The organism is Micromonospora sp. CPCC 205539, from assembly GCF_036906815.1.
Lineage (GTDB): Bacteria > Actinomycetota > Actinomycetes > Mycobacteriales > Micromonosporaceae > Micromonospora.
Map to the genome: position 1 here is coordinate 46,474 of NZ_JBAKHW010000010.1, position 26,852 is coordinate 73,325.

25 protein-coding genes and 1 pseudogene are annotated in these 26,852 nt (G+C 71.5%); 9 read left to right on the forward strand and 17 right to left on the reverse strand.

Features of this window, described 5'->3' with window-relative positions:
• Positions 1-2 precede the first annotated feature (2 nt).
• On the forward strand, positions 3-1,079 hold the full coding sequence (locus V6V47_RS11310) for a bifunctional NAD(P)H-dependent oxidoreductase/GNAT family N-acetyltransferase (RefSeq protein ID WP_334628067.1): 1,077 nt from the start codon (positions 3-5) through the stop codon (positions 1,077-1,079).
• Positions 1,080-1,193: 114 nt separating this feature from the next.
• Here the strand turns inward: V6V47_RS11310 and V6V47_RS11315 are convergent.
• The 3 genes and pseudogenes from V6V47_RS11315 to V6V47_RS11325 all read right to left on the reverse strand — a co-directional run bounded on the left by V6V47_RS11315 (position 1,194) and on the right by V6V47_RS11325 (position 3,377).
• Positions 1,194-1,913, reverse strand: a pseudogene (locus V6V47_RS11315) (VOC family protein).
• A gap of 154 nt (positions 1,914-2,067) precedes the next feature.
• Positions 2,068-3,024, reverse strand: coding sequence for a hypothetical protein (locus V6V47_RS11320; RefSeq protein WP_334628069.1), 957 nt, complete (start codon positions 3,022-3,024; stop codon positions 2,068-2,070).
• Entirely contained in the window at positions 3,021-3,377 is a 357-nt protein-coding gene (locus tag V6V47_RS11325; protein WP_334628070.1) for a PadR family transcriptional regulator, read from the reverse strand. Before V6V47_RS11325 ends, V6V47_RS11320 begins: the two co-directional genes overlap by 4 nt.
• 196 nt (positions 3,378-3,573) lie before the next feature.
• On the opposite strand from V6V47_RS11325, the gene V6V47_RS11330 reads away from it, so the two are divergent.
• Both V6V47_RS11330 and V6V47_RS11335 read left to right on the forward strand, forming a co-directional pair.
• Complete coding sequence (locus tag V6V47_RS11330) at positions 3,574-4,239, forward strand: Type 1 glutamine amidotransferase-like domain-containing protein (protein WP_334628178.1); 666 nt, start codon at positions 3,574-3,576, stop codon at positions 4,237-4,239.
• 267 nt (positions 4,240-4,506) lie between these two features.
• Positions 4,507-5,220, forward strand: a complete 714-nt coding sequence (locus tag V6V47_RS11335; RefSeq protein ID WP_334628072.1) for a DUF6082 family protein — start codon at positions 4,507-4,509, stop codon at positions 5,218-5,220.
• Positions 5,221-5,265: 45 nt separating this feature from the next.
• Here V6V47_RS11335 and V6V47_RS11340 read toward each other — a convergent pair whose 3' ends face one another.
• From V6V47_RS11340 to V6V47_RS11380, 9 genes are read right to left on the reverse strand one after another with little or no spacing between them, the layout of a single operon-like run.
• Positions 5,266-5,613, reverse strand: coding sequence for an antibiotic biosynthesis monooxygenase family protein (locus tag V6V47_RS11340; RefSeq protein WP_334628073.1), 348 nt, complete (start codon positions 5,611-5,613; stop codon positions 5,266-5,268).
• Positions 5,610-6,857 carry a beta-ketoacyl synthase N-terminal-like domain-containing protein gene (locus V6V47_RS11345; RefSeq protein WP_334628074.1) on the reverse strand — a complete coding sequence of 416 codons (1,248 nt, stop codon included), beginning with the start codon at positions 6,855-6,857 and terminating at the stop codon, positions 5,610-5,612. Before V6V47_RS11345 ends, V6V47_RS11340 begins: the two co-directional genes overlap by 4 nt.
• Positions 6,854-8,128, reverse strand: coding sequence for a beta-ketoacyl-[acyl-carrier-protein] synthase family protein (locus tag V6V47_RS11350; RefSeq protein WP_334628075.1), 1,275 nt, complete (start codon positions 8,126-8,128; stop codon positions 6,854-6,856). Before V6V47_RS11350 ends, V6V47_RS11345 begins: the two co-directional genes overlap by 4 nt.
• Positions 8,125-8,514 (reverse strand): cupin domain-containing protein, encoded by a 390-nt coding sequence (locus V6V47_RS11355; RefSeq protein WP_334628076.1) that lies wholly within the window; start codon positions 8,512-8,514, stop codon positions 8,125-8,127. Before V6V47_RS11355 ends, V6V47_RS11350 begins: the two co-directional genes overlap by 4 nt.
• Entirely contained in the window at positions 8,507-9,265 is a 759-nt protein-coding gene (locus V6V47_RS11360) for an SRPBCC family protein (RefSeq protein WP_334628077.1), read from the reverse strand. The genes V6V47_RS11355 and V6V47_RS11360 overlap by 8 nt, the downstream gene beginning before the upstream one ends.
• Positions 9,262-10,704 (reverse strand): acetyl-CoA carboxylase biotin carboxylase subunit, encoded by a 1,443-nt coding sequence (locus V6V47_RS11365; RefSeq protein ID WP_334628078.1) that lies wholly within the window; start codon positions 10,702-10,704, stop codon positions 9,262-9,264. Before V6V47_RS11365 ends, V6V47_RS11360 begins: the two co-directional genes overlap by 4 nt.
• 19 nt (positions 10,705-10,723) lie before the next feature.
• The gene (locus V6V47_RS11370) at positions 10,724-11,371 is read right to left on the reverse strand and encodes an acetyl-CoA carboxylase biotin carboxyl carrier protein (RefSeq protein ID WP_442934214.1); all 648 of its coding nucleotides are present in this window, start codon (positions 11,369-11,371) and stop codon (positions 10,724-10,726) included.
• Positions 11,368-13,131 carry an acetyl-CoA carboxylase carboxyltransferase subunit alpha gene (locus V6V47_RS11375; RefSeq protein WP_334628079.1) on the reverse strand — a complete coding sequence of 588 codons (1,764 nt, stop codon included), beginning with the start codon at positions 13,129-13,131 and terminating at the stop codon, positions 11,368-11,370. Before V6V47_RS11375 ends, V6V47_RS11370 begins: the two co-directional genes overlap by 4 nt.
• Positions 13,128-13,466 (reverse strand): TcmI family type II polyketide cyclase, encoded by a 339-nt coding sequence (locus V6V47_RS11380; RefSeq protein WP_334628080.1) that lies wholly within the window; start codon positions 13,464-13,466, stop codon positions 13,128-13,130. The genes V6V47_RS11375 and V6V47_RS11380 overlap by 4 nt, the downstream gene beginning before the upstream one ends.
• 450 nt (positions 13,467-13,916) lie before the next feature.
• On the opposite strand from V6V47_RS11380, the gene V6V47_RS11385 reads away from it, so the two are divergent.
• The 5 genes from V6V47_RS11385 (at position 13,917) to V6V47_RS11405 (ending at position 19,643) form a co-directional block, all read left to right on the forward strand.
• On the forward strand, positions 13,917-14,726 hold the full coding sequence (locus V6V47_RS11385; protein ID WP_334628081.1) for an AfsR/SARP family transcriptional regulator: 810 nt from the start codon (positions 13,917-13,919) through the stop codon (positions 14,724-14,726).
• A 93-nt stretch (positions 14,727-14,819) separates the two neighbouring features.
• The gene (locus V6V47_RS11390; protein WP_334628082.1) at positions 14,820-15,167 is read left to right on the forward strand and encodes a TcmI family type II polyketide cyclase; all 348 of its coding nucleotides are present in this window, start codon (positions 14,820-14,822) and stop codon (positions 15,165-15,167) included.
• A 13-nt stretch (positions 15,168-15,180) separates the two neighbouring features.
• Positions 15,181-16,530, forward strand: a complete 1,350-nt coding sequence (locus tag V6V47_RS11395) for an FAD-dependent oxidoreductase (protein ID WP_334628083.1) — start codon at positions 15,181-15,183, stop codon at positions 16,528-16,530.
• A gap of 245 nt (positions 16,531-16,775) precedes the next feature.
• Entirely contained in the window at positions 16,776-17,888 is a 1,113-nt protein-coding gene (locus V6V47_RS32700) for a hypothetical protein (RefSeq protein ID WP_442934215.1), read from the forward strand.
• 624 nt (positions 17,889-18,512) lie between these two features.
• On the forward strand, positions 18,513-19,643 hold the full coding sequence (locus tag V6V47_RS11405; protein WP_334628084.1) for a low temperature requirement protein A: 1,131 nt from the start codon (positions 18,513-18,515) through the stop codon (positions 19,641-19,643).
• A gap of 9 nt (positions 19,644-19,652) precedes the next feature.
• Here the strand turns inward: V6V47_RS11405 and V6V47_RS11410 are convergent, their stop codons facing one another.
• Both V6V47_RS11410 and V6V47_RS11415 read right to left on the reverse strand, forming a co-directional pair.
• The gene (locus V6V47_RS11410; protein ID WP_334628085.1) at positions 19,653-20,411 is read right to left on the reverse strand and encodes a maleate cis-trans isomerase family protein; all 759 of its coding nucleotides are present in this window, start codon (positions 20,409-20,411) and stop codon (positions 19,653-19,655) included.
• A complete protein-coding gene (locus V6V47_RS11415) occupies positions 20,408-21,235 on the reverse strand; it encodes a hypothetical protein (RefSeq protein WP_334628086.1) in 828 nt (275 codons plus the stop codon). Before V6V47_RS11415 ends, V6V47_RS11410 begins: the two co-directional genes overlap by 4 nt.
• Positions 21,236-21,482: 247 nt before the next feature.
• Here V6V47_RS11415 and V6V47_RS11420 point away from each other — a divergent pair, with 247 nt between their 5' ends.
• Positions 21,483-21,689 (forward strand): hypothetical protein, encoded by a 207-nt coding sequence (locus V6V47_RS11420; RefSeq protein ID WP_334628087.1) that lies wholly within the window; start codon positions 21,483-21,485, stop codon positions 21,687-21,689.
• Between the two features lie 90 nt (positions 21,690-21,779).
• Here the strand turns inward: V6V47_RS11420 and V6V47_RS11425 are convergent, their stop codons facing one another.
• The 3 genes from V6V47_RS11425 to V6V47_RS11435 form a co-directional block, all read right to left on the reverse strand.
• Positions 21,780-23,279, reverse strand: a complete 1,500-nt coding sequence (locus V6V47_RS11425; RefSeq protein WP_334628088.1) for a hypothetical protein — start codon at positions 23,277-23,279, stop codon at positions 21,780-21,782.
• Between the two features lie 171 nt (positions 23,280-23,450).
• Positions 23,451-25,412 carry an amino acid transporter gene (locus V6V47_RS11430; protein ID WP_334628089.1) on the reverse strand — a complete coding sequence of 654 codons (1,962 nt, stop codon included), beginning with the start codon at positions 25,410-25,412 and terminating at the stop codon, positions 23,451-23,453.
• Positions 25,413-26,025: 613 nt separating this feature from the next.
• Entirely contained in the window at positions 26,026-26,796 is a 771-nt protein-coding gene (locus tag V6V47_RS11435; protein WP_334628090.1) for a DUF5995 family protein, read from the reverse strand.
• Positions 26,797-26,852: the final 56 nt, after the last annotated feature.

Genomic DNA, 26,852 nt, shown 5'->3' on the forward strand with positions numbered 1-26,852 from the left:
CCATGTTAACGAAACCGGTCCGTGTCCTTGCTCTGATGTGCAGCACCCGTCCAGGCGCCCTCGGCCCCCTGTTCGGAGACTGGCTGATCGAAACGATCACCCCTCGTGCCGCGGAACTCGGCGTCGAGCTTGTACCGGTGGCCCTAGGCGATCTGAACCTGCCGTTTTTGGACGAAGAGGAACATCCGTCGTCGGGTGTCTACCAGCAGGAGCACACACGTCGGTGGAGCGCGATCGTCGACGCGGCGGACGGGTTCATTGTGGTCACGCCGGAGTACAACTACGGAATGCCAGCGACCCTGAAGAACGCGCTGGACTACCTCAGCCGCGAATGGGCATGGAAGCCGATCGGCTTCGTCAGCTACGGCAACACGTCGGCGGGCACCCGCTCGGTCCAACACGCCAAGCAGGTGGTGACCACGCTGCGCCTGATCCCGTTGGGTGCCACGGTCGCGATCCGCATCGGTGACGCAATGGAGAACGGGCGACTGCGGCCCGACGCCACCCGCGACATGGCGGGCCTCGGCCTGCTGGACGAGCTGGTCCGGGTCGCCAACGCCCTACGACCATTGCGCGAACGCGCACAATCCGGGGCCCTGCCCGGCCCGCTGCCCGGGTCCTACACGAGACGGCTGACCCCCGACGACGCGCCCCAGGTCACGGTCCTGCAGCGATGCTGCTGGGTGGACGAGGCCGTCGTCAACGACACCATGGCCATACCGGCCCTGCACGAGTCGCCGGAAGAGGTACGCGAGTGGCTGGCGACCTGGCACACCACGGGCATCTGGCTGGACGGCCGACTACTGGGCATGGTGCGGACCCGTCGCACCGACACCGACTGGCACGTAGGCCGGCTCGCCGTCGTGCCCGACCTACGAGGCCAAGGGCTGGGCCGGTGGCTGCTGCGCACCGCCGAAACCGCCGCCGAACCCGATTGCCGTCGCATCCTGCTGGTCACCGGCGCCAAGAGCCTGCGGAACATCGACCTTTATCACAGCGAGGGATACCAGTCGGTGCCACTCGCCGGCCCGGACGGAACCAACTGCCTAACCAAGGACCTGTCCGTTATGCAGCGCTGACGCTGCCGGCCCATTGAGCCGACATGGTCCGGTGTGCGCTCATCATCGTGATCCGCGCGGCACGCAGCATGACGGCAGGAGCTGCCGAGATGAGGGAGGTGCTCGTATGGTGCGTCACCGCAGTGCTGCTGAAAGTTCGGTGGCGTTGTCGAACGCGGATGCCGCCCTTTCGGATTCGTCTTCCGTGAGCGTGACCGACTGGGCGCGGGTCAGCATCTCGGCCGCAGTCCTTGAATCATGTAGCACCATCGCGAGTTCGGCGCGGTAGACCAGGACCTCCACCTGCTCGACCGGGTCGTCGTCGGCTTGCGGACGGGCCAACGCGCTGTCGAGGATCCGAACGGCCTGTCCGGCGCTTCCCCTGGAATCGGCCTGGACGACAGCATTCGCTAGGGCCTTGGCCAGCCGCCCGGCAGGCGTGGCGGCCGGCATGGGCGTGGTGACGGCGTTCCGAAAGACGCGGATCCAGTTGCCGCCCGGGTCGATGACGCTGAATCCGCCCAACCCGTCGGCGTTCTTCCGCGCTCTGGGCCGGGTCATCCGCGGCGTTCCAGACACCAGTACCTTGCCGTACGCGGCGCGCATGCCGGCTGCGAACGCCCGATGTAGTCCCTCGATGTCCGCGGTGAGTACGAGTCAGGAGCCATAGGACCGCTCCGGGTCGAATCCGGCGATCTCGAAGAACTGCAGATTCAGGTCTTCCCGCTGCACCCCGACACACGCGTTGGGCTTGCGTTGCTTGTACGTGGTGCGGAAGCCGAGAACTCCGTAGAAGGTTTCGATGTCGTCAATGGATGCGCACGGCAGCAGGGGAACGGTTACCTCGTTGGCCATGCCTCCTTCCTAGACGTCGCGAGGTGTCCGTCGCACATGGATATAGCCGATCATCGCCTTACGTCGTCCGATCGGCTGATGACCCAGAACGCAACGCTGAGTGCGCCGCTCCCTGTGATCCTTCGTCAGGGATCCATGCAGAGTGACCACGCTGTCACAGGGTGACTTGCCGGCGGGCGGCCATTCTGCTGACCGTGACGTTGATGGCGATAATTCCGACCACGGCTCCGAGGAGCACGTTTCGCGGGCTCAGGTTCCAACCGTAGAGAGTCCAATTGGTTGGCTCATAGGCCAGCATAGGCAGGATCAGCGCCAGAAGGACCGCACTGGCCGCGATCGACACCCGTACATCAAACGCCGCGCCCACGAGAGCCGCCACCAGCCCGGCGGCCACGATGACCGGCAGGGTAAGCCGGTCGGCCCAGTCGTTGAGCGGATTGGGCGTCACCACCGCCATGGTCACTGTCGCGCCGAGAAGCCAGGTCCATGGTCGCGGGGCCCGTGGTTGGCGCGCTCGAAGTAGCGGCACCATCGTCAGCACGGCCAACAAGCATACCCACGTAGACAGTTGCATGATCAGATCGAGGCCTGTCCGGAGCCCCGACACAGCCTCGTACCTCGCCCATGGCCCTACCGCGTGCCCCAGGTCATTCGCTGCGGAGTACCAGATTTCCGCGCCGAAGGCACCAATGATTATGGGAAGCGCGAGGCGGTAGCGAGCCCACACCGCGGCGACCAACGCGAAAAGCAGCAATGCGGGCGTGACCGGGCTTCGCCCGTACAGAAAGCTGGCGGAATTGCCCGGCACCAGCAGCCATAAGCGCCACACGAGGGGCAGGGCCGTAAGGGCAACGCCGCACACGAGCAGGGACAGCACGGTCGATCGCAGCGCGGAGTATCGCAAGGTGTCCCGGGAGCGAAGCTGGTCTACACCGGCGCGGGCCCGCAGGCCCCCCTTCACGAGCGCCAGGGACTCCCGAAGGCTCGGGTGCCTCTGGTCCGTCTCATCCGCGGCCATCAGAGTTTCCAGCATCTCGTCGGCACGGTACTGCCGATAGGCCCGAGGGTACGCGCGCAGCAGCCACCGGTAGCGGCGCTCCAGGCCGGTCATGCCGGCACCGTCCGAACCGTCGCGGCCGTCGACCGCACGGAACGGTCTCGAACGACTCGAGCCGCAGCGGCCATCCGCGCCGCCTCCTCACGCAGCGCGGACAACCCGCGCTCGGTCAGCTCGTAGGTGCGACGGGCGCGGCCATTGACCACCGCCTCCTCGGCCACTCGCACCATCTCCTCGCCGGTGAGCCGGTCCAACGCGGCGTACAGCGTGCCGGTCGTCAACCGCACCCGCCCGCCGGACAGGTCCTGCGCGCGCTTGACGATGGCGTAGCCGTGCAACGGCTCGTCCTGCAGCGCAGCGAGGATGAAGTATGTGGGTTCACGCATCGACGCCGAGGGCTTAGTCATGCCATCAACATAAGCAGATGGCCGACGTATCCGTCAAGCACCAATCCTGCGCTCGGTACACGGGGTGTCACTGCTCGTCGGGGTCACCGTCCTGAGCCTGCGGACCTCTGAAGGAGGGGACCCGAATTACGATCAGTCCGGGATTGGTCCCTCACCCTGGGAATCTGCCGCTACGCGCGCGAATCGGGAGGTGCCTTTGAAGCTCTTGCTGACATCAGGTGGTGTCACGAACCCCAGCATCCACTCAGCGCTCGTGCAGATGCTCGGCAAGCCGATCGGCGAGTGCAACGCTCTCTGCGTTCCGACTGCACAGTGGGGTCACCCGATGTGCGGTCCGACATCGGTGCGGGACTTCGTCGCCGCCGTGCCCAAGCCCGACCGGCGGTACATGTCCGGCCTGGGGTGGGCGTCGCTCGGTGTCCTCGAGCTCACCGCGCTGCCCACCATCGGCGCGGAGCGATGGGTCCCCTGGGTCCGGGAGGCCGATGTGCTCCTTGCCGACGGCGGCGACGCGACGTACCTGTGCCACTGGATGCGCGAGTCCGGGTTGGCCGACCTGCTGCCTTCGCTGCCGGACAAGGTGTGGGTGGGCGTGAGCGCCGGAAGCATGGTGATGACACCCCGGATCGGGGACTACTTCGTCGAGTGGCCGTCCGCGCCGGACGACCGCACCCTGGGGCTCGTCGACTTCTCGATCTTCCCGCACCTCGACCTCTTCCCCACGAACACCATGGCTGACGCGGAGCGGTGGGCCGCTGGAATCGGCGTTCCGGCCTATGCCATCGACGAACAGACGGCCATCAAGGTCGTTGACGGCTCCGTCGAGGTTGTCTCCGAAGGGCAATGGAAGAAGTTCGGGTGATTGCCGCCCAGAGTGGTCATCCGGATCTGCCGCGAACTGGGCGGCGGCCCGCTGGTGGCACGACCGCAGCACGGGGCGCACGAGCCAGCCATCGTCGCGGGTCAGCGCGCGAGCAGCACGGCGCGGCAGAATGCCGGGATGCATCGAAGCGCCAGGGGCCGGGACCGCGCAGACGGAGGCAGTGTCGGCGGCGCCCCGGTGCCAGGCCCGGCGATAGGAGGGCGGAGCCTGGCCCGTCGCCTCGGCCAGGCTTCGACCGCAGTCGCTGTGGTCCTCGTCGTGGTGGGGCTGGTGATCCTGTCGCCCGTCGCACTGGGAGCTATGAGCTTGGTGGAGACGGAAGACTGGGGCCGGTTGAGCGATATCGGCCAGACCTACGGAGCCACGTCGGCGGTCCTGTCGGCACTTGCGCTCGGAGGTGTAGCGGCGTCACTGCTGCTCCAGGCCCGCCAGACCAGAGCGGAACGGATCCAGGCCATCCGCGGTTTCCACGCCGACTTGATCAAGATGCAACTCGATGATCTACCTGTCTACCTACCCTGCTGGGGTCCGCTGGACCTGCCCGACGACACCGCCAAGCGGCAGCACATCTATACGAACCTCCTGTTGCAGTACGCCTGGATGGGCTACGAGATCGGCACCATCCCGGAACCGCTACTTCGGGACATGCTGGCCGGCATGTTCCGTGGCGACGTCGCTCGGCGCTTCTGGCCGATGGCTCGGGCATCCTGGGCGGCGAGTACGGCGGGGACGAGACGAGGGCGGCGCTTTCTCCTCGTCATCGATGAGGAGCATTCCAGATGGGTGTTGACCGAACCGAGGGTGCGCGCAGCGGTGCCTGAACAAGGCCTCGGTACCGTCCGACGTTCCGTCCCATCGGCCGCCCGTCTACTCAATGGCGTCGTCATCGGCGTTGCGGCGAGTATCTCGGCAGGCCTGTTGTGGCGCCGGCTGCGATCAGCTCGTACCCCTGCACCATGACGCGGCGGTGACATGATTGCGCAGGTCAACGCCGCCGGTCAGCTCCTACCGGACCCCACCCCCGTCCAATACCTGCGCCGACGTCTCCGCCTGGATGTGGAAGCGCAGCGAGCGGGCGTCGGTGAAGCACTCCCGCATCGGGCGCACCAGGTCCCGGTGCTCGGGGCTGCGCTCCCAGGTCTCGAAGTCGGCCAGGCTCGCCCACTCGCTGGTGATCAGCCACTGCTCCGGGTCGGTCGACGAACGGCAGACCTGGTCGACCAGGTGCCCCGGCACCCCACCGGCCACCAGGTGCCGCACCTCCTCGTACGCGGCGAGGAACGCCTCGGTGCGCGCCTCAGGCACCCGTACCAGGAAGACCACCCGCGCCCGCTGGTCGGTCGGCTCGGTCATGGCGTCGCTCCCCTCATCGGCGCGGCCCCGCGCAGGACCAGCGCACTGTTGAAACCGTCGAAGCCCCGCGCGCAGACCAGCGCGAGCCGGCTGCGCGGCTGGCGGTGCTCGCGCAGGAAGTCCAGCTCACATCCGTCGGCCACCTCGTCCGGGGCGGCGGACGCGGGCAGCGTGTCGTGCGCGAAGGCGAGCAGCGCGGTGGCGACGTCCAGCGCCGACCCGCCCTGGTACGCCCGCCCGGTCAGCGGCTTCTGCGTGGTCACCGGGGGCGACCGGTCGGCGAACACGGCGCGCAGCGCCTCGGCCTCGCTGCGGTCGTAGCGGGGCACACCGAGCGCATCGGGCAGGACCACGTCGATCCCCGCCGCCGCGACGCTGGCCCGGTCCAGGGCCAGCCGCATCGCGCGGGCGTACTGGATCGGATCACCGGCACTCTCCTCGGTGGTGTGCGCGGCGTCGTGGGTGGAGCCCCACCCGGTGACCTCGCCGTAGATCCGGGCGCCCCGGGCGAGCGCGTGCGCCAGATCCTCCACCACGAACACCGCGCCACCCTCGGCCGGCAGGTAGCCGCTGGCCGCCACGTCGAACGGCCGGTAGGCCCGCTCCGGGTCGGCGACGTCGCTGAGCAGCCCGGAGCGCAGTTGGCAGGCCAACGCGTACGGGCTCAACGGGCACTCGGTGCCCCCGGCGATCACCACCGGGGTGCCTCGGCGTACCGCGCGGGCGGCGTGCGCCAGGCTGTCCAGCCCGCCGGCCGCCTCCGCGACCAACACCCCGCTCGGGCCCTTGAACTGGTGGTGGATGGAGAGCTGTCCGACGCTGGCCGCGTAGAACCAGGCGATCGACTGGTACGCCCCCACGGTGCGCGACGGACCGCCCCAGAGGCGTTGCAGCTCCCGCTGGCCGAACAGGTTGCCGCCGGACGAACTGGCCAGGGTCACCGCGTAGCCGTACGGGTCGGGTGCCCGCTCGGGCAGCCCGGCGTCGGCCAGCGCCAGCCGGGTGGCCGCGAAGCCGAGGTGCGTCCACCGGTCGGTCTGCACCAACTGTCGACTGTCGGCGTACCCGGAGGCGGTGAAGTTGGGCACCTCCCCGCCGTGCCGGGTCGGGTAGTCGGCCGGGTCGAACAGCGTGATCGGCCCGGTGCGTCGGGTGCCGGCCAGCACGGTACGCCAGTGCGCGTCGACGCCGATGCCGCTGGGCGCCACGACGCCGATGCCGGTCACCACTGCCCGGGCGGTCACGCCGCCACCGTCCCGGGCAGGCGGCGGAACACCATCGCCGACTGGAAGCCGCCGAAGCCGCTGCCCACCGACAGGGCCACGTCCACCGGGACCTCCCGCGCCTCGTTCGGCACGTAGTCCAGGTCGCACTCCGGGTCCCGGGTGGTCCAGTTGGCCGTCGGCGGCACCACGCCGAACTCGATCGCGAGAGCGCAGGCGGCCATCTCGATCGAGCCGATCGCGCCGAGCGAGTGCCCGACCATCGACTTGATCGAGCTGATCGGCACCCCGTACGCGGCCTGGCCCAACGCCCGCTTGAACGCGGCGGTCTCGTGCCGGTCGTTCTGGCGCGTGCCCGAACCGTGCGCGCTGATGTAGGAGACCTCATCAGGGTTGGTCCGCCCCTGCTTGAGCGCGTCGGTGACGGCCAGCCCCATCTCCAACCCGTCCGGGCGCAGCCCGGTCATGTGGTAGCCGTTGCTGCGGCTGGCGTAGCCGGCCACCTCGCAGTAGACGTGCGCGCCGCGCCGCCGGGCGTGCCCGGCCTCCTCCAGCACCAGCACCGCCGCGCCCTCGGCCAGCACGAAACCGTGCCGGTCGGCGTCGAACGGGCGGGAGGCGTGCGCCGGGTCGTCGTTGTCCGGGCTGGTCGCCTTGATGGCGTCGAACGAGGCGACGGTGACCGGTGAGATCGGCGAGTCCGCGGCGCCGGCCAGCACGATGTCGGCCTCGCCGTCCACGATCAACTGGTGGGCGTAGCCGATGGCGTCGATGCCAGAGGTGCAGCCGGTGGAGACCACCTGCGCCGGGCCGTGCAGCCCGTGCCGGCAGGCCACGTCGGCCGCCAGGCTGCTGGGCACCAGCGCCTGGTACAGGTAGGGGCCGCCGCGCGCGGCGTCGACCAGCCAGCGCCGGCCGTGCTCGCTGAGCGTCACGTACTCCTGCTCCAGGGCCATGGTGCCGCCCACGGCCGTGCCGAGCACCACCCCGGCCCTGTTCCGTTCGGCGTCGGTGAGCACCAGCCCGGCGTCGGCCATCGCTTCGGTCGAGCAGGCCAGCGCGAACTGCACGTACCGATCGGCCCGACGTCGCTCGGCGTCGGTGAGGCCCGCGGCGACCGGATCGAAGTCACACTCGGCGGCGATCTGCGAGCGGAACGCCGACGGGTCGAAGAAGCTGATCCGCCGAGTCGCCGTACGCCCCTCGGTGATGGCCTTCCAGAAGCGGTCCCGGCTGGCGCCGCCGGGGGCGACCACCCCAATTCCGGTCACCACCGTGCGGCGCCCGCTCATGACGCCATCTCGGTGTCGACGTGCCCCAGCTCGGGCCGGGGCGCCAGTGGACCCAGGTGGAAGACCACCTCGGCGGGTTCGACGCCGGTGTTGCGCAGCCGGTGCCGCACGTTGACCGGCACGAACAGCGCCTCACCGGCGGCCAGCAGCGTCGGCTGGTCGTCCAGGTCGACGGTGATCGCGCCGCGCATCACGTACAGGAACTCCTCGCTGTACGGGTGGTAGTGCTCGGCGATCCGCTCCCCCGGCGCGAGCGCGGCCACCCCGAGGAAGCCGGAGGTGCTGCCGACGGTGCGGGGGCCGAGCAGCACCCGCAGCTCACCACCACGCCGCCGATCGACGGGTACGTCTCCCGCGGCGATCGGTCGGGTGCTCAGGTCACTCATCGCCGACCTCCGTCGTCTCGTCCTTGGTGGCCGGACGGCTCTGCTCGTCGGCGCGCTGCCGGGCGATCCGCTCCACCCGGTCCTTGATCACCGTGAGCTGGATGCCGCTGTTGGCGTTGATCCGGTCGGTCATCGCGGCGTTGTCCACCGGCGCGGTGGGTTTCATCGAGAAGTCCTGCACCCAGTTCATCCGGGTGCCGCCACCCTCCTCGGTGTAGCTCCAGTGGATCCGCATGTACTCGAACGGCCCGGTCTCCACCCGGTGCGCCCGGACCTGCCGGCTCACCGGGTCGGCGGTGCGTTCGCTGACCCAGCTCCAGGCCACCCCGTTCTCGTCGGGGTGCATGGTGAGCCGGAACCGCACCGTGTCCCCCTCGCGGTGCAGGATCTCCACCACGGCGTACTCGGTGAACAGTTCGGTCCAGTTCGCCACGTCGTTGGTGACCTCCCAGACCAGATCCAGCGGCGCGTCGATGAGCACGCCGTTCTCGGTGTGCCCGGGTGGATCGACGCGGCGGGCGACCAGGTCGGCCACGGCCGGGATGCTCAACTGCCCGGACTGCTCGGGGATGCGGACCTGCCACCGGTCGGCGACGACGGCGGAGAGTTCCAGCAGGGCGAGCGAGTCCATGCCCAGCTCCTCCAGAGACGCTGCGGGTGCCCGGGCCGCGGCGTCGGCGTCCAGCCCGCAGTGCGCCACCAGGATGTCGGTGATCTCAGCGGTCATCGGGCGACCATGGGTGACGGTCATCGGGTCCTCCTGTGGGATACGTCGGGCTCCGCGGCGGGCGCGGGGCGTGGTGCGGGGGCGGTCGTCGGCCGCTGCGCGGGCGCCGGGTCGGGCGCGGCGAGCAGCCGGTCGACGAGGCCGGTGGTGTAGCGGCCCTTGCGGAAGGCGGCGTCGTCGAGCACCCGCCGGACGAACGGAATCGTGGTACGCACGCCCGGCCCGGCGATGTCGAACTCCTCCAGGGCGCGTTCCAGCCGGTTGAGCGCCAACTCCCGGTCGGGCGCCCAGACCACCACCTTGGCCAGCAGCGAGTCGTACCAGGGGCCGACCACGTAGCCGGTGCTGGCGTGGGTGTCCACCCGGGTGAACGGCCCGCCGGGCGGCACGAACCGGTCCAGCCGGCCGGGGGTCGGGGCGAAGCCGCGCTCGGGGTCCTCGGTGTTGACCCGGCACTCCACGGCGACGCCGTGCAGGCGGATCTCCTCCTGCCGCCAGCGCAGCGGCACGCCGGCGGCGATGTGCAGTTGCTCGTGCACCAGGTCGATCCCGGTGACCATCTCGGTGACCGGGTGCTCCACCTGGATCCGACAGTTGATTTCCAGGAAGTGGAACCGTTCCTCGGCGTCGACCAGGAACTCCAGCGTGCCGGCGCCGACGAAACCGACCTCCAGCGCGCCTCGCAGCGCCGTCTCGGCGATGGTGTCGAGGGTGGCCGCGGGCAGCGCCGGCGCGGGCGCCTCCTCGACCAACTTCTGGTGTCGGCGCTGCACCGAGCAGTCCCGGGTGCCCAGGTGCACCCCGTTGCCGTGCTTGTCGCAGAGCACCTGCACCTCGACGTGCCGGGCCTCGGTGAGGTACCGCTCGACGTACACCCGGTCGTCACCGAAGGCGGCCTGCGCGGCGGCCCGGGTGCGGGCGTACGCCCGAGGCAACTCGCCGGGGGTGTGCACCACGGTCATCCCCCGACCTCCGCCGCCGGCGGCGGCCTTCACGATCAGCGGGTAGCCGATCGCGCTCGCCACCTCGGCCGCCGCGGCGGCCGTCGGCACCGGCTCGACACTCCCGGCCGGCAGCGGCAGACCGGCCTTGCTCATCAGCGCCCGCGCCGAGGACTTGTCGGCCAGCGCGGCCATCACCGCCGGCGGCGGGCCGATGAACGTCAGCCCGTTGTCCGAACAGATCTCGGCGAAGTCGGCATCCTCGGACAGGAAGCCGTAGCCCGGGTGCACGGCCTGCGCGCCCACCTGTCGGGCCGCCTCGACGATGGCGGCGGCGTTGAGGTAACTGCGCCGGCTCGACGCCGGCCCGATCCGAACGGCCTGGTCCGCGAGGCGAACGGCCGCCGAGTCGGCATCCGCCGCGGAGTAGACCACCGCGGTCCGGATGCCGAGTTCCCGACAGGCCCGGAGCACCCGCAGCGCGATCTCGCCCCGGTTGGCGATCAGCACGGTCTCGAACATGCGTCCTCCACCCGCGCCATCAGGCCGGATCCAGCTCGACCAGTGGCTGGTCGTACTCCACTGACTGACCGTCCTCGACGAGCACCGCGACCACCCGGCCGGCCCGGTCGGTGACCACCTCGTTCATCAGTTTCATGGCCTCGACGATGGCGACCGGTTGGCCGGGGCGGACCAGGTCGCCCACCGCGACGAAGGGTGCCGCGCCGGGTTCCGCCGCCCGGTAGAAGGTGCCGACGATGGGCGCCCGGACCACGGTGCGCCCGGGCACCGCCGGCCGGATCACCGCCACCGGCACACCGTTGGCCGATGCCGCGCGGTCGTCGCCCACCGACGCGGTCGTCGTCGGCGCCGGGGGTACGGGCTGCGCCGGTGACGCGTCGGGGTGCTGCCACTCGACCTCGAGCATCGTCGTCCCGCTGCGCAGCCGGATGCGGCGCACCGGTCCGGGCAGTTCGGCGACGAGGTGCCGCATCTGCCGGCGCAACCCGGCCAACACCTCCGCGCCGTCCGCCGTGGAGCCGCCGTCCGCCGTGGAGCCGCCGGCCGCAGAGCCGCCGGAGCCAGTGTCGGAGCCGTCGGTCTGCTGCCCGACCGGCGGGTGGTCGGCGTCGAGGCGGACCCCGCCGTGCCCGTTGGACGGGTCGGTGTCGAGGCGCGCCGCGGTCATCGGGCACCCGCTCGGACGTCGGCGCGTGCCGAGCCGAACCGCCGGAACCGCTGGCGGCGGCGACGGACCAGCAGCGCGGTCGGCACGTCGAGCAGCGGCAGCAGGTTGGCCAGCAGCGCGGCGCGCAGGCGGCGGGCGGTCTCGGCCGGGTCCTCGTGTGCGGCCGTCGCCGGCTCCGGCACGATCTCATCGGCCACCCCGAGCCGGCACAGGTCGGGTGCGGTCAGCCGGAGCGCGCGGGCGGCCTGCGGCGCGGCGGACCGGTCCGGCCAGAGGATGGCGGCGCAACCCTCCGGACTGATCACGGAGTAGACGGCGTTCTGGAGCATCAGCACCCGGTCGGCGACCGCCAACGCGAGCGCGCCGCCGCTGCCGCCCTCGCCGGTGATCACCGCCACCACCGGGGTGGGCAGCACGGTGAGGGTGAGGATGTTCTCCGCGATGGCCGCCGCCTGGCCCTGCTCCTCGGCGCCCACGCCCGGGTCGGCGCCCGGCGTGTCGACCAGGGTGACCACCGGCAGGCCGAGCCGGGCGGCGAGGCGCATCAGCCGCAGCGCCTTGCGGTGCCCGGCCGGGCTGGCCATGCCGAAGTTGCGGGCGACCAGCTCGGCGGTCGTGTGCCCCTTCTGATGGCCGATCACCATGACGTGTCGGCCGTCCAGGCGGGCCACACCGCCGACCACGGCCGGGCAGTCCGCGCCGAGCCGGTCACCGTGCAGCTCCACGAACCCGTCGAAGACGGAGTCGAGGTAGTCCAGCGTGGTCGGCCGGCCGGGGTGGCGGGCGACCCGGACCGTGTCCCACGGATCGCGTACCGCCGGCTCCGGGACCTCGAGCGGCGAGGCGACCGGGTCCGGAGGCCCGTCGGCCGGCCGCGCCGTGGCCGGGCTTTCGTCGGCCCGGCACTCGCGACGGGGGGCCTGCTCCTGCCGGGGTACGGGCAGACGGGCCGGCCGGCCGGTACGGGCGGCGGCGAGCAGCGCCATCAGCCGTCCCCGCAGTGACCGGCGCTGCACCACCATGTCCACCTGACCGTGCCGGAGCAGGAAGTCGGCGGTCTGGAAGCCCTCCGGCAGCGCCCGACCGGTGACCTGGCGGATCACCCGTGGGCCAGCGAAGCCCATCCGGGCGCCGGTCTCGGCGAGCACCAGGTCGGTGTTGGTGGCGAACGAGGCCGCCACCCCGCCGTACGTCGGGTCGGTGAGCACGCTGACGGTGAGCAGGCCCGCCTCGCGCAGCCCGGCGATGGCCTGGCTGACCGTGGCCATCTGCATCAGCGACAGCGCGCCCTCCTGCATCCGCGCCCCACCGGAGGCGGTGACCAGAATGAGGGGGACGCGGTCGTCCAGCGCCCGCTCGGCGGCCTGGGTGATCAGTTCACCCACCGCACAGCCCAGGCTGCCGCCGAGGAAGCGGAAGTCCATCACCGCCAGCACGGCCGGGTGCCCGCCGATGGTGGCGGTGGCGCAGACGACCGCCTCGGTCAGGCCGGTACCGGCCCGTGCGGCGGAGAGCCGGTGCGGGTACGGCACCACGTCGACGAAGCCCAGCGGGTCCGACTCGGGCAGCCGGTCGGGCAGCGGGCACAACGTTCCCGGGTCGACGAGTTGGCGCAGGCGTTCCGGCGCACCGAGCCGGCCGTGCGCGCCGCACTCCGGGCAGACGTCCAGGTTGCGCCGCAGCCGTTTGCGGTACAGCAGGCTCGCGCAGCCGGCGCAGCGCGACCAGAGCTGCTCCTCGCGCGGGGCGGTGGCGGTCACGACCGCCGCCCCACCGACGCGGCGTCGAAGGTGTAGAAGCAGTGCGCCATCGCGTCGCGCGGCGAGCGCCACGTCGACAGGTACGGCGACACGTACGGCCGCAGCCGGTCGCTGACGCGGATGAACTCGGGGTGGCCCCGGGCGGCCTCCACGGCGCCCTGCGCCGGCTGCTCGGTCTCGAGCAGGTGTACGTAGAGGTCGTGCAGCCGGTACAGCGAACGGTGCCGGACCCCGACTAGGCCGGGCAGCTCCGTCGCGTCCGACTCGGCGAAGATCTCGGCGACCTGTTCCTCGGCGGTCGGTACCACCTTCGCGACGATCAGCGATCGCTCCATGGCTGGGCCTCCCCCTCCCACGGCGTCCGGGCCGGCGGTGGGTGACCCCCGGACACACTGGACGACTGCCGACACGATGCGGCAGTCCTCGTCACGGCGGCGTCACCGTGGCGGCCCGGTTCGCGACGCTGTTTGGTGACGCTGCGTTGACGCAACCTGTGTATCAGCTATGTGATAGATGATCTTCGCGGCAACCCCGTGACAAACGTTTTCGCAGTTCGGAACTGATCTCACGGTTGTCCGTTACTGGCAGCAAGCCCGAAAGCCGTTGACTCACCGTAAGCGCTATTGATAATCTTCACCGTGGCCAGCCCGGCGGCTCCGGCAGACGGGGCCGCGCCCCGGCAGCCACTGTCGACCCCCACCGGCGCGGGCCGGCGGTGGCGTCACGGGCGGCCGATCCGGGACACAGCAGACAGTCGGGACGAGCGTTCCGCAGGGGGTATCGCCGTGGCCGCTGATCCGTCCGTGCCGACCGCCGGAGGTCCGCCCGAGACCGGCGTCTCGCTGCACCTGCTCGGCGGCTTCCGACTGCTGCACGGCCCGGTGCCCGTGGTGGTGCCGCGCGGTCTGCAACGGGTGATCGCGCTGATCGGGCTGCGCCCCGGCGCCACCCGGAGCCAGCTGGCCGGGCTGCTGTGGCCGGACGCGCCGGAGGAGCGGGCGCTGTCATCGCTGCGCACCGCGCTGTGGCGACTGCGGCAGGACCCGTGCTGCCCGATGACCGTGGCCGGCGACTCGGTCCGGCTGGGCCCGGCGGTCCGGCTGGACGTGGACGAGCTGGTCGGCACGGCCGCTCGGGTCCGCGACGGCGACGACGCACGGACCGCCGCCGGGGCGCTCGCGGCCGGCCGACACGACCTGCTGCCCGGCTGGTACGACGACTGGGTTCTGCTGGACCGGGAACGGCTGCGCCAACTGCGTCTGCACATGCTGGAGCGGGTGGCCGGGCAGCACCTGGTCGCGGGGCGGCACGGCGAGGCCCTCGAAGCCGCGCTGGAGGCGATGGCCGCCGAACCACTGCGCGAGACGCCGCACCGCCTGGTGGTCCGCATCCACCTCGCCGAGGGCAACGCGTTCGAGGCCGTGCACGCCTTCTACGTCTACCGGGACCTGCTGCGCCGGGAGCTGCGCCTCGAGCCCAGCCCGGCGATGAGCGCCCTGCTCGACGACACGCTCGCCCCGATCCGCGCGGCCAGTCGCGAGACGAGCCGGGACGCCGTCGTCGACCGTCCGTCACCGGCCGGCCGCCGTACGTGACGGTGATGTGACAGGTGCTGCGGCACGGTGGGCGAACAGCAGCACGTGGCGACTGACCCGACGGTCGGGGACGCCACCGGCGAAAGGGGTCCCATGAGTCGTCTACTGATCGTCAGCCGGATCATCCCGGGCGCGGAAGGGCGGGTCGCGCAGATCTTCGCCGAGTCCGATGCCACCGAACTACCCGGCCTGACCGGCGTCACGCACCGGTCCCTGTACTGCCTGCACGACCTGTGCGTACACCTGATGGAGACCTCGGACGTCGACCCGGACGCGCTCGCCGCGGCCCGCAACCACCCGCTCTTCCAGCAGGTCAACGAACGGCTCTCCGCACACACCTCGCCGTACCTGCCGACCTGGCGCTCGCCGCGGGACGCGATCGCCGGCTGCTTCTACCGCTGGGACGCCGCCGACGCGCCCGCGCCACACCCGGCCGGTTGAGCGGACGCCCGACGTGTCCAACCCGCCACCGCACGTCCTGATCATCGGCGCCGGCACCGGCGGCCTGTGCCTGGCACACGGACTACGCCGTGCCGGGATCAGCGTCGCCGTCTACGAGCGTCACCGCCACCGCGCCGAGGGGCTGCTCGGCTACCGGGTGGGCATCGGCCCGACCGGTAGCCGGGCGCTGCGCGAGTGCCTGCCGCCGGAACTGTTCGCCATCTTTCTGGCCACCTGCGCCCGACCGCCGCGCTACTTCAACGTGGTCACCCAGAAGCTGAGCGAGACCGCCTCGTTTCCGCTGCGGCCGGACGCCGACCCGGGGCACACCGAGCACTCGGTGGCCCGGATGACGCTGCGACAGGTGCTGCTGACCGGCCTGAGCGACGTGGTCCACTTCGACAAGACCTTCGTCGGGTACGAGCAACGCGACGACGGCACCGTCAGCGCACACTTCGCCGACGGCACCACCGCCACCGGTGACCTGCTGGTCGCCGCCGACGGCACCCACTCGGCGGTACGCCGCCAGTACCTGCCGCACGCGGTCATCTCGGACGCCGGCACCATCAACATCGCCACCCGGATCCCCCTCACCCCGCACACCCGCGACCTCGTGCCGGAGCGGGTCCGCCAGGGCATCTCGCTGATCTTCGGCACCGGCGGGATGATGGGCGTGCTGCACGTCATGGAGTTCAAGTGGGACGCCGGGCGAGTGATCAAGCCCGGCGTCAGCGACGCCGACGCCGCGGTGCTGCGCGACTGGCCGGGCATGTCCCATGACACCACGACCGACAACATCAACCTGATCATCTGGAGCACGGCTCGCCGCTTCCCCGCCGACGTCATGCAGCTACGCGGCCCGGAGCTGATCCGACTCGCCCTGCAGCTCACCCCGAACTGGCATCCGCACCTGCGGGAGCTGCTCAGTCGTGGCGATCCCAGCAGCGCCCTACCCATCAAGGTGTCCACCTCGGAGCCGGTGCCGCCCTGGAAGAGCAGCACGGTCACCCTGCTCGGCGACGCCATCCACACCATGACTCCGGGTCGCGGGGTGGGCGCGAACACCGCGCTGCGCGACGCCCGCCTGCTCTGCCAGCAGCTCACCCGGGCCGCCGCCGGCGACAAGACACTGCTCGAGGCGGTGGCCGACTACGAGGCGGCCATGCTGCCGTACGGCTCTGCGCGGGTCGCCGAGTCGCTGCACCGCAGTGGCACCAGCGGCGACGACCGGATGTACAAGCCGGTGGTGGGACGGCTCGCGCTACTCGGTGCGCGCGGCTACTTCGGGGTGACCAGCCGCGTGCCCCGGTTGCGCCGGCGGTTCGTCGACGACTTCCACACCTACGAGGGCGATCAGGACTGATCGGGGTTCGACCGACCCGGGCCCGACGTTCCCGCCGGACCCGGGTCTCGTCGCGTAACGGCGCGACGCTGCGTCACCCGTCGGGTACCCGGTGCGGCGGCCGTCCCACCGGCAGCGCACCCGGCCGGTCCTCTCTGTCGTCGTCAAAACGCGTGTGCGAAGCTGCGGCGAGTTTTTCTCGTGACTTTTCCGACGACGTGAGAGGGAGGTTCGCCGTGGCGTGGTCTATCGGACACTCGCTGATAGTGGTAGTAGTACTGCTCCTGGGCCTGGCCGCCGGTTGGGTGCTGCGCGGCCGGCAGGGCGTACGGCAGGGTCCGTCGATCGTGGATGGTGACCCCGTCGCCGGCCTGGCTGTGATCTCCACGCCGCCGCCGGCGGCCACCACCGACCCGGCACAGGCGGAGGCGGCTGTCGACCCGAATCCGGTCGCGGTCGCCGACGAGCCGGCCCCGGTGGACACGGTCAGCGCCCCTGCGGCCGTGACCACCAGCGTTCCTCCGGTCGACGCGCCGGCCGACACCCCGAGCACCGTCGACCCGGCCGACATGGCCCTGACCGACACCCCGCCGGCCAGCCCGGTCGTCGAGCAGCCCGAGCCCGCCGCCGCACCGGACCTCGAGCCGGTCGCGACCGAGGAGCAGGCCGCGCCAGCGACGGTGGTCGCCCCCCGCCAGCCGGAGCACGACGACCTGCCCACCGACACCACGCCGGCCGAGCCGGCCGCGCTCGACACCGAACCGGTCGACACCACCCCGGGCGAGGCCACCCCGCTCGACACCACCCCGGCCGAGCCGGCCGCGCTCGACACCGCGCCGGTCGACACCACCCCGGCCGAGCCGACCGCGCTCGACACCACGCCGGCCGAGACCACTCTGATCGACACGAGCGCCGCTGACGCGACGCCGGTTGACGCCCTGCCGGTCGACGCCACGCCGGTCGAAACGACGCCGGTCGACGCGACGCCGGCCGACACCACGCCAGTCGGCACCACGCCCGCCGACACGGCGCTGGCGGACGTTGACGAGGAGCCGGCGCGACCGGCGGTGGCCACGCCGCCGGTCCGGGACGCCGACGTCGCCACGCCGAGCGCGGCGGTCGTCGACCCGGCGGCCCCCGCCGACGACTTCCGCCGGATCCAGGGAGTCGGGCCGAAGATGGCCGCCGCGTTGCAGGATGCCGGCGTGCGCACGTACGCCCAGCTCGGCGAGCTGGACGAGCCGGCGCTGCGGGACCTGATCCGGGCCGCCGGCCTCCGCGCCACGTCCGGGCTGGCCAGTTGGCCACAGCAGGCCCGGCTGCTCGCCGGCGCCGGTGACGAGGTGGTCGCGGTGCTGCCGGGCAGCACCCAGAACTGACACCTACGACCTGAGCCCTCGGCCAATCGTCCAGCGCGGACGGTCTGCCGGGGGCTCGGCCGTTCCAGGCTTCACGAATGTTGTCAGCCCCGTCCCGTCCCGGACCCGCCCCGTCCCCGCGCCGATCATGAAGTTGTGGTGGGAGACAAATCAACCGTGATAGCAGTGAACGGGCACCACTAGTCCATGATCGGTGGGGATTGAGGCCCGAGCCGCTTTGACGCGCGCGATCTTGCACTTTCTGCCTCGACATCGGGCGCATATATTGCAAATCGGCGACCGAAACTGCAAGATCGCCGGGGCGGGGCGGGGCGGGGCGGGGCGGGGCGGGGCAGGGCAGTGCGAGGCGGGGCAGGGCGGGTTTGCGTAGTTACCGCAGGGCGCGTGCGGCGAGCTGCCGGTCCAGTTGACGCGACAGCCTCGCTACCGAGACCCCGACCCGGTCGGGGGAAACGCATCCGATCCGGGATAGCCCCGTCGGCTGCTCGCTACCGTCGGTGAAGGTGGCCCGGACGGTCCGCCGAGCCGACCGGTACGCAGGAGCAACCCGTGCACTTCGCCGCGCCGGATCCTGGACCCCGGCAGGCCCGCCCTCCACTGCGCGAACCGGACTCCCCGCGCCGGGTGACCTTGCTCGAGCTCTTCTTCGACCTGGTGTACGTGGTCGCGCTCGCGCTGATCTCCCGGGGCATGGTCGAGCACCTCGACTGGCATCAGGCCGGACGGGCGCTGATCCTGCTGGCGGCCGTCTGGTGGACCTGGACGATCACCACCCTGGTCACCGACCTGTACAACCCCGCGCGAACCGAGATCAAGCTGCTGATCTGCGGGGTGATGTTCGGCGCGCTGCTGATGACCACGGCGATTCCGGGGGCGTTCGACGACAGGGGGATCGTCTTCGCCGGCGCCTATGTGGCGATCCACCTCGGGCGCGGGCTGTTCCTCATCCCGGCCGTACGCCGCCACCCGGAGACCCAGCGCCGGGCGGCACGGATCTTCACCTGGTTCGTCGTGTCGTCGATCCCCTGGATCACCGGCGCGTTCGTCAGCGGTGACGCGCGGATGGCGTGCTGGGCGCTCGCGCTCGCCATCGACTACAGCGGCTTCCGGCTCGCGTACCCCGTGCCGGGGCTCGGCGTGGTGCCGGAGCAGCAGCGCAACGTCACGGCAGAGCACCTCTCCGAGCGGTACCAGCAATTCTTCATCATCGCCCTCGGCGACGCCATCCTGACGATCGGGACGATGTTCAGCATGGGGCGCTCCGAGCGGCAGACCATCATGGCGTTCACGGTGGCGTTCCTGACCACGCTGCTGCTCTGGCGGATCTACGTCCACAAGTCCGGCGAGCTGCTGCCGGTGGCCATCAAGTCGGCCGAGTCGCCGAGCAAGTTCCTGTTCAGCGCGCCGTACACCCATCTCGTGATGATCGCGGGCGTGGTGACGACGGCCTCCGGCTTCGAGTTGGTGCTGCACCACCCGGCCGGGCGGACCCCGCCGGCCTGGGCGGCGGTGATCCTCGGCGGCCCGGCGCTGTTCCTGCTCGGCCGAAGCGCCTTCGAGTACGAGGTGTTCAGCCGGGTGTCGGCGTCCCGCCCCGGCGGCCTGCTGGCGCTGCTGACCATCGCGCCCGCGGTCTTGTACCTGCCGCCGATCGCCGCCTCCACAGGCGCCCTGCTGGTGCTGGTCGGTGTGGCCTACGCGGATCACCGGCGCAGCCACGGCCGGCCGCCCGAAGCGCCCGCCCCACCGCACTGAAGCGGTCGGTCAGCGTGGGCCCGCCCCGGCCAGCAGCCGGCCCGCGTGCGGCACGTACGGCGGGATGCCCAGGCCGGTGAGCAGTTGGTGCACGGTGGCGGTGGCCGCCGTGAGCACCGGGCGGCCGAGGCGGGCCTCGACCAGCGGCACCGCGGCCAGCGACGGCAGTTGCACGCAGGCGGAGAGGACCACCGCGTCCACGTCGGTCACGTCCAACCGGTCGGCCAACTCCACCAGCCGAGACGTCGGGATCCGACCCACCGCGACGTTGTCCGGCTCGCTGAGGCTCACCGCCTCGGTCACCTGCACACCGTGCCCGGCGAGGTAGGCGACGACGGTCGCGGTCAGCGGCGGCAGGTACGGCGCGATCAGGGCCACCCGGCGCGCGCCCAGTGCCCGCAACCCGGCCACCAGCGCACCCGCGCTGGTCACGACCGGCATGCCGTGCCCGGCGCGGTTGGCCGCGCGACCCAGTCGCCGCTCGGCCCGCTCGTGCGCGCCTGCGCCCTCGCACATCACCGCCACCAGGCAGGCGTACGCGAGCACGTCGCAGCGGGCGTCGGCCAGCTCGGCGGCGCACCGGACCGAGGAGCGGTTCATCCGGGCCAGTTCGTCGGGGGTCACGTGGTGCAGCCGTACGCGGCTGGCATGGGTCGTGAAGCTCACCGTCGGGTCGACGCTCTCGCGCCGACGCAGCATCGCCGGGACCTCGGTCTCCATGGTGGTGTTCGAGCTGGGCACCACGAGGCCGATCCGGTAGCCGCTCACACCAGCGCCCCGGCGTACCCCCGAACCTGCAACCGCTGCCTAGCGGTGCCGCCGAGGCGCACCTGGAGCCCGAGCGGCGCGGCAGCGCGGCGCACCTCGTCCAGGTGCAGCGAGCCGTGCCGGTCGACGGTGAGCACCGGCGGCTCCTCCAGCTCACCCGCGGGAGCATGGAAGGACAGCAGGGTCACCGAGGTGGTGAGGTAGGCCGGGTAGGCGGCGCGGGCCGCCGCCTCGTCCCGGTGCGCGAGCACCACCAGGTCGTCGAGGTGGGCGAAGTCGGCGGCGAGGCCACTGGCCTTCCAGTGCGCCGGCTCCTCGGCCGCGCCGGTCAGGTGCCTCGACCGGTTCGCCGAGGTGATGTAGAGGTGGTCCGAGCCGGTCTCGGCGAGCGCCCGCTCGAAGAACGCGTTGGACGGGCAGGTCAGCCCGGGCGCGATCACCTGAGTGGTGCGCAGCCCACAGTCGATCTGGGTGAGGTGGTCGGGCAGTCGTTCCGCCGCCGGGCCCCGGAACCCGAACGGCCCAGCGCCGTACAGGGAGTCCATGAGCGTTCGCACCCGGCCGACCGGTAGCCGGGGCGAGATCCGGGACCAGTCGAACATGCCCGGGATCCGGCCGACCGCGGTGGTGATGCTGCCGACCTGGGCGACCGGGCGGCCCTTGGCCAGGTTGACCCGACGCACGGTGGCCGCGTCCGGTCGGGTGACGATGACGTAGAAGTTGGCGAAGGCCGCCGCGACTACCGCGCCGCCGGCGAGCGCGCGGGCGGCAGCCGCCACGTCCTCGGGACGGTCGATGTACAGGGGCGGTGTCGGGACGTCCATGAATCCTCCTCGGCGATGGCCGTGAGGCAGTTCTACGTCCGGCGGACGGTGCGGCGGCGGGTGGGTCGCCGATCCGATAGCCGACGGCCGTTACCCGGTGCGGGCGGCCGATGGCCGGCCGTACCGACGGCGGCCGACATCATCCGGAAAGACGATCCGCCGGTCGTCGCGGCGTCCGTTAGCCGCGAGACCCAATTGGGTACAAGGCCTGCACCTCGGATCCACCACATTCCTTCAGGAGGCAGCGATGCGCGGCACCTCGATACTCGGAGTCATCGTCGTGATCTGGCTGGTGATCGGCGCGATCGCCGCCGGCCAGCGGGGCTACTACAGCGGCGACGACACCAACTGCGCCGAAGCGGGCACCATCCTGGTCACCATCGTGGCCGGGCCGCTGAACTACATCGGGGCCAACCCCAAGATCGACTGCAAGCTTCCTGAGCCGTCCAAGTAGGACGCCAACGACCACCGGCCGCCCGGGCGATCGTCGTGATCGTCCGGGCGGCCGGCTGTGCGCTCGGGTTGGGTGCGCTGGTCAGTGCTCTCAGCGGAAGCAGTGCGCGATCGGTACCGCGCTGCCCTCGCAGTTGGTCGGTTCGTTCTCGACGACCACGCTCTCGTCGTCGATCTTGACTTGGGCATGTTCGGCGAAGATGCCGCCCGGCCGTACCGTGGCCGAGTTCCGGGTGACCTTGCTGGTGTAGATCGCCAACGAGCCTGCGGTGGCGTAGAGACCGCCACCCTTCGACGTCGCACCGACCGCCGCGTTGCCGGTCACGTCGCTGCCCCGCACCAGCAGGTTCGACTTGTCGGCGTAGATGCCGCCGCCGATGCCGTGGGTGGTGTTGCCGTCGACCACGCTGTCGTCGATCGGCATGAGCCCCTTGACCGTGGAGATACCGCCGCCGTTGACGGTCGAGGTGTTGCCGCGGACGGTCATCTTGCGCAGCACCAGCACCGCGTCGGAGTTCGCTGCCCCGCCGCCGACCTGCGCGGTGTTGTTGAGCAACTTGGTGTCGTACACCTTGGTCCGGGCCGAGAAGCTGGCCAGCCCGCCGCCCTGGCCGGCGCTGTTCTCCGCGAAGGTGGTGGTGTCCACGTCCGCCGCGCCCCGGTAGTTGCCGAGCCCGCCGCCGTAGCCGTTGGCGGTGTTGTGGTGGAACTCCGAGCGCTTCAGGGTCAGCACTCCGCCGTTGAGCAGGCCCCCGCCCTTGCCCGCGGCGCCGGAGGCGCTGTTGCCGACGAAGGTGGAGTCGGTGACCACCATGTTGCCGTCGTTGAAGATCCCACCACCGCCGCCCTCGGGAGACAGCGAGGTGCTCTGGGTGACGGTGACCCGCTCCACCACGGCCGTGGCACCGTGCACGACGTGCACGCTGCCGCCCTCGATGGCCGAGCGGCCGTTGTGCAACTCCAGGTCACGCAGCGTCAGCTCGCCACCGTCGCGGACCGTGAAGAAGCGGAACGCGGCGGCCTGGGCGTCCCGGGCGATGGTGGCGCCGGCACCGTCGATGGTGATGGGCTGGTAGATCACCGGCAGGCCCGCGGTGTCGTCGGCCGGGTTGTGCGGCGGCGCGTCGGCGTCCCCGGGGGTCTCCGCGGCGTCGGCCTCCTCCCGCGCGTCCTGGATTCCGCCGTCGTACTGGTCGGTCTCGTGGAACGCCTCGTTGAGCGTGTACCGGCACTTGGGGGCGAGCCGCAGCTCAGCGCCGCCCTCGGCGTTGGCCCGTACCAGCGCGGCCACCAGCTTCGCCGCGTCGCAGGGCACCGACACCACGCCCCGCGTACCGGTGCCCTGCGTCTGCGGGCGGGCACCGTCGGCGTTCCGCTCGGGTGCCCCGGAGTTGTCGCCGCGCCGGTCGTCGTCGGCCTGGGCTGCGGCGGTCAACCTGCCCAGGCCAACGAGGGTGAGGTCGCGGTCGGCGGCCGCGGCGACACCGGCCGCGCCCACCACGAGGCTCCCGGCCAGAACCCCACCGGCTAAGAACCATCGGGACCTTCGTCTGTGCCGTACCGGGCGATCCCCTCCGCGGAACGTGGACATCAAGGTGCCTGCCTTCCTGCCTGCGTGACGTGCCGCGCCGATTCGGTCGCGGGGCGCTCGACGTGCTGTCGACCACCAGAGGCCACGATAAAGCCGTAATACGGACAGGAAGGTGTGAACGTGAATTAGTGCTGCTATTCATCTTTAAAAGCGCCTCGAGGAGCGCCGCGATCACCCGCCGACGTGGATCCCGGGCCGACGCAGCCGGTTGGGCTCGCTGCGTCGGATGATCTCGCGTACCACCGGCGGGGTGTCCCCCCGACCGAGGATCAGGTAGCGCAGCAGGTGTTTGATCGGGCTCCCCTCCGACCACTCGAAGTGCGCGTGCGGCCGGACCCCGGTGGCGTCCCGCAGAGCCAGCAGGATCGCGGCGATCGCGTTGGGCGCGGCCGGACTGCTGGCCTGCAGCACCCGGAACCCGCCCACCTCGACGCCGTGCACCCGCAGCACCTGACTGAACTCCGACGGGTCCACCACGTCGATCTCCAGGAAGAGCACGTCGGCCGCACCGGGCACCGGGTTCATCCCGCGCTGCGCCCGCTCCTTGACCGTGTACTCCTTCACCGAGCCGCTCTGCCGCTTGTTGGCGATCAGGTGCAGCTGGCCGTCGTGAGCCAGCGACTCGGTGATGAACCGGCGGGCAGGCTCGTCGAACTCGATCCGCTCGGCGCGCAGCTCGGTGGTTCGGCTGACCCGGGAGATCAGCGAGACCACGATGATGCCGAGGATGAACAACGCGGAGATCGTGAACCCGTCCGGCTGCTCGATGACGTTGTCCAGCAGCGCGTACCCCAGCACCAGGGTGAGCACCGTGAAGCCGACGGCCGAGGTGCGCTGGTGGTGCCGGGCCGCCGAGATGGTCACCGCCACCGCCCCGGAGACCATCATCGCGAGGATGCCGGTGGCGTACGCCCCGGCCTGGGCGTTGACGTCGGCCCCGAAGGCGATCGTGATGGCGACGCTGACCAGGGTGTAGACGATCACGACCGGACGTACGGCACGCCCCCACTCCGGGGCCATGCCGTACGAGGGCAGGTACCGGGGCACGATGTTGATCAGTCCGGCCATGGCCGAGGCGCCGGCGAACCAGAGGATGAGCACGCTGCTCAGGTCGTAGACGGTGCCGAACTCCTCGCCCAGTTGCTCGTGCGCCAGGAAGGCCAACGCCCGGCCGTTCGCGGCCCCGCCCGGCCGGAACTCCTCGGGCGGGATGAGCACCGTCGTCACGAACGTGGTCGAGATCAGGTACACCGACATGATCAGGGCGGCGGTGGTGAGCAGTCGACGGGTGTTGCGGATCCGGGCGGCCAGCCGGGCTTCCCGGTCGGGGCCGGGCGCCGCCACGAGCGGCATCATGCTGACCCCGGTCTCGAAGCCGGACAGCCCCAGCACCAGCAGCGGAAAGGCCAGCGCGGCGGTGGTCAGGACCTGTCCCGGCCCGCCGCTCGCGGTGAGCGCGGCCGTCCAGTTCGACACGATGCCCGGGTCGGCGGCGATCCGGGACGCCGCGACCACCACGATCACCGCGTTGAGCACCAGGAAGATCGCGACCAGCGGTATGGCCACCACCACGGCCTCGCGGAAGCCGAGCAGGAACACCCCGCCGAGGATGAGCAGCAGCGCCACGGTGAACGCGACCGCGACGAAGCGGCCGCCCAGGGCGTCCGGCAGGTACGGGTTCTCCAGCAGGTGCACGGTGGCGTCGGCCGAGGAGAGGGTGATCGTGATGATCCAGGAGGTGGCCACGAACCCGAGCAGCACCAGCACGACGATCTTGCCCCGCCAGAACGGCAACAGCCGTTCCAGCATCGCCACCGAACCCTGCCCGTGCGGGCTCTCCTGGGCCACCCGCCGATACATCGGCAGCATCCCGAACAGGGTGAGCGCGACGATCAGCAGGGTGGCCACCGGGGAGAGCGCCCCGGCCGCCACCGCCGCGATGCCGGGCAGGTACGACAGGGTGGAGAAGTAGTCGACGCCGGTCAGGCACATCACCTGCCACCAGGCGTGCGACCGGGTCTGCCCCTCGCTCGCCTCCGGGCCCGGTGGTCGTACCTGATGGCGGAAGAGCCACTGACGCAGCGCGCTGGCCGGCGGTGCCGGCCGGGCCGGGCTGTTCACCCGCTCGGGCATGACGACACCCTGCCGGCCACCCTGGTGCGGGCGGGCCGGGTCGCGGGCGGCACGCAGCGCCGGATCCGGCCCGCCCGGCGGCTGGCGGCGTGGTGTCCCGCGGCGCGGTCTCGACCGGTGCTCGTCAGGCATCGGTGGGCAGCCCGGCCGGGACGGACGGGTCGGCGTCGATCATCCCGCACCCGGCCGGGCGGCGGGTCGCGGCACCGTGCCGCCCGGCCGCAGCGGGCCGGGCCACGCGGGCCGGGGTCGTGCGGCGGGCCGGCGCCGGGCCAGGACGGTCATGGCGCGGGCGTACCCACTAAGGGCCTGGCGACACCCCGACCCGCCGGCTTCCCCGCCGATGGCACCGACCGCGCCCTGTCCCGGCGGGCTCCCCACGACCGATGGCACCGACCGCGCCCCGCCCCGCCAGCTCCCCCACCCACCGGCGGCCGACACCCCCCGGGTCGGCCGACGGTGGTACCCGACCGGCTCCCCCGCGCCGGTCGGCACCCCCGGGGCCGCCGCGGATCTCGGCGAGGCGCCTGGGGCGGTTGGAGCTGACGGGTGGGACGCGTCCCCGCGCTCCGCCGCCCCCCAAAGGGCGGAACGCGGGGACCCCCCGTCCCGGCTACTGCAGGAACGCCCCAAGGGGCGAGAGCAGCAACCGGCCGAGCGCCGCGGCGTTGTCGTCCAACCGCGTGCGCTCACACTCGTGCAGGTGCGGATCGTGCCGGCACCGCCAGATCTTCTGTGCGTTGCGCCAGGCGACATCGCGGGTGTACTCGACCAGTTCCCCCTGGTACCAGTCGTCGATGTCGCCGTTGAGCATGTCGATGAGCAGCTGCCACCGCTCCAGATAGCCCCGGCGCAGGCCGGGGATCTTGTCCGCGAAGATCCTGTTGATCTCGAGGTAGTCATGGTGCTGGTCGCTGCCGTCGACCGGCTCCGATTCCAGGTGGTCGAAGGTGGTCACCAACGCGAACGGCAGGTCGAAGTTGATGTGCGCGTTGACCCCGGCGGCCGCCGACGGCAGCGGACGCGCGTCCGGCCCGCGCATCCGCTCGAACAGGCACGACCAGGCCTTCGGGGTGCCCGGGCTGGAGTCGGTCCACAGTCGCATCGCGTCGAAATACCGCGCCGCGAACTCGACGTCCAACCGGGACAGGAAGACCGGGTCGACGAACCGGTCGTCGTACAGCCCGTCCAACACGCTGCTGGTGATGGTCAGGTAGAGCTGGTTGAAGTCGGCCAGCGGGCAGCTGTCCTCCAGCGGCGGCAGCCGCACCAGCATGTCCTGGAGTTTGGTGAGATTGTCGACCACCGCCGGCACGTCTGCGGGGTGGTCGGCGAGCAGGTCGACGATGTCCCGCTGCACGGGCCCCCAGACCGGTTCGGTCATCTCTCCTCCATGGGTGGTCCGCGGCACCCCCGTGCCGCCGTCGACGGTGCTCAGCC

Bases quoted from the DNA above. Each gene is read 5' to 3' on its own strand.
- V6V47_RS11310 (WP_334628067.1), top strand. From the start codon at position 3: ATGTTAACGAAACCGGTCCGTGTCCTTGCTCTGATGTGCAGCACCCGT.
- V6V47_RS11320 (WP_334628069.1), bottom strand. From the start codon at position 3,024: ATGACCGGCCTGGAGCGCCGCTACCGGTGGCTGCTGCGCGCGTACCCT.
- V6V47_RS11325 (WP_334628070.1), bottom strand. From the start codon at position 3,377: ATGACTAAGCCCTCGGCGTCGATGCGTGAACCCACATACTTCATCCTC.
- V6V47_RS11340 (WP_334628073.1), bottom strand. From the start codon at position 5,613: ATGACCGAGCCGACCGACCAGCGGGCGCGGGTGGTCTTCCTGGTACGG.
- V6V47_RS11350 (WP_334628075.1), bottom strand. From the start codon at position 8,128: ATGAGCGGGCGCCGCACGGTGGTGACCGGAATTGGGGTGGTCGCCCCC.
- V6V47_RS11355 (WP_334628076.1), bottom strand. From the start codon at position 8,514: ATGAGTGACCTGAGCACCCGACCGATCGCCGCGGGAGACGTACCCGTC.
- V6V47_RS11360 (WP_334628077.1), bottom strand. From the start codon at position 9,265: ATGACCGTCACCCATGGTCGCCCGATGACCGCTGAGATCACCGACATC.
- V6V47_RS11365 (WP_334628078.1), bottom strand. From the start codon at position 10,704: ATGTTCGAGACCGTGCTGATCGCCAACCGGGGCGAGATCGCGCTGCGG.
- V6V47_RS11370 (WP_442934214.1), bottom strand. From the start codon at position 11,371: ATGACCGCGGCGCGCCTCGACACCGACCCGTCCAACGGGCACGGCGGG.
- V6V47_RS11380 (WP_334628080.1), bottom strand. From the start codon at position 13,466: ATGGAGCGATCGCTGATCGTCGCGAAGGTGGTACCGACCGCCGAGGAA.
- V6V47_RS11390 (WP_334628082.1), top strand. From the start codon at position 14,820: ATGAGTCGTCTACTGATCGTCAGCCGGATCATCCCGGGCGCGGAAGGG.
- V6V47_RS11415 (WP_334628086.1), bottom strand. From the start codon at position 21,235: ATGGACGTCCCGACACCGCCCCTGTACATCGACCGTCCCGAGGACGTG.
- V6V47_RS11420 (WP_334628087.1), top strand. From the start codon at position 21,483: ATGCGCGGCACCTCGATACTCGGAGTCATCGTCGTGATCTGGCTGGTG.
- V6V47_RS11425 (WP_334628088.1), bottom strand. From the start codon at position 23,279: ATGTCCACGTTCCGCGGAGGGGATCGCCCGGTACGGCACAGACGAAGG.
- V6V47_RS11430 (WP_334628089.1), bottom strand. From the start codon at position 25,412: ATGCCCGAGCGGGTGAACAGCCCGGCCCGGCCGGCACCGCCGGCCAGC.
- V6V47_RS11435 (WP_334628090.1), bottom strand. From the start codon at position 26,796: ATGACCGAACCGGTCTGGGGGCCCGTGCAGCGGGACATCGTCGACCTG.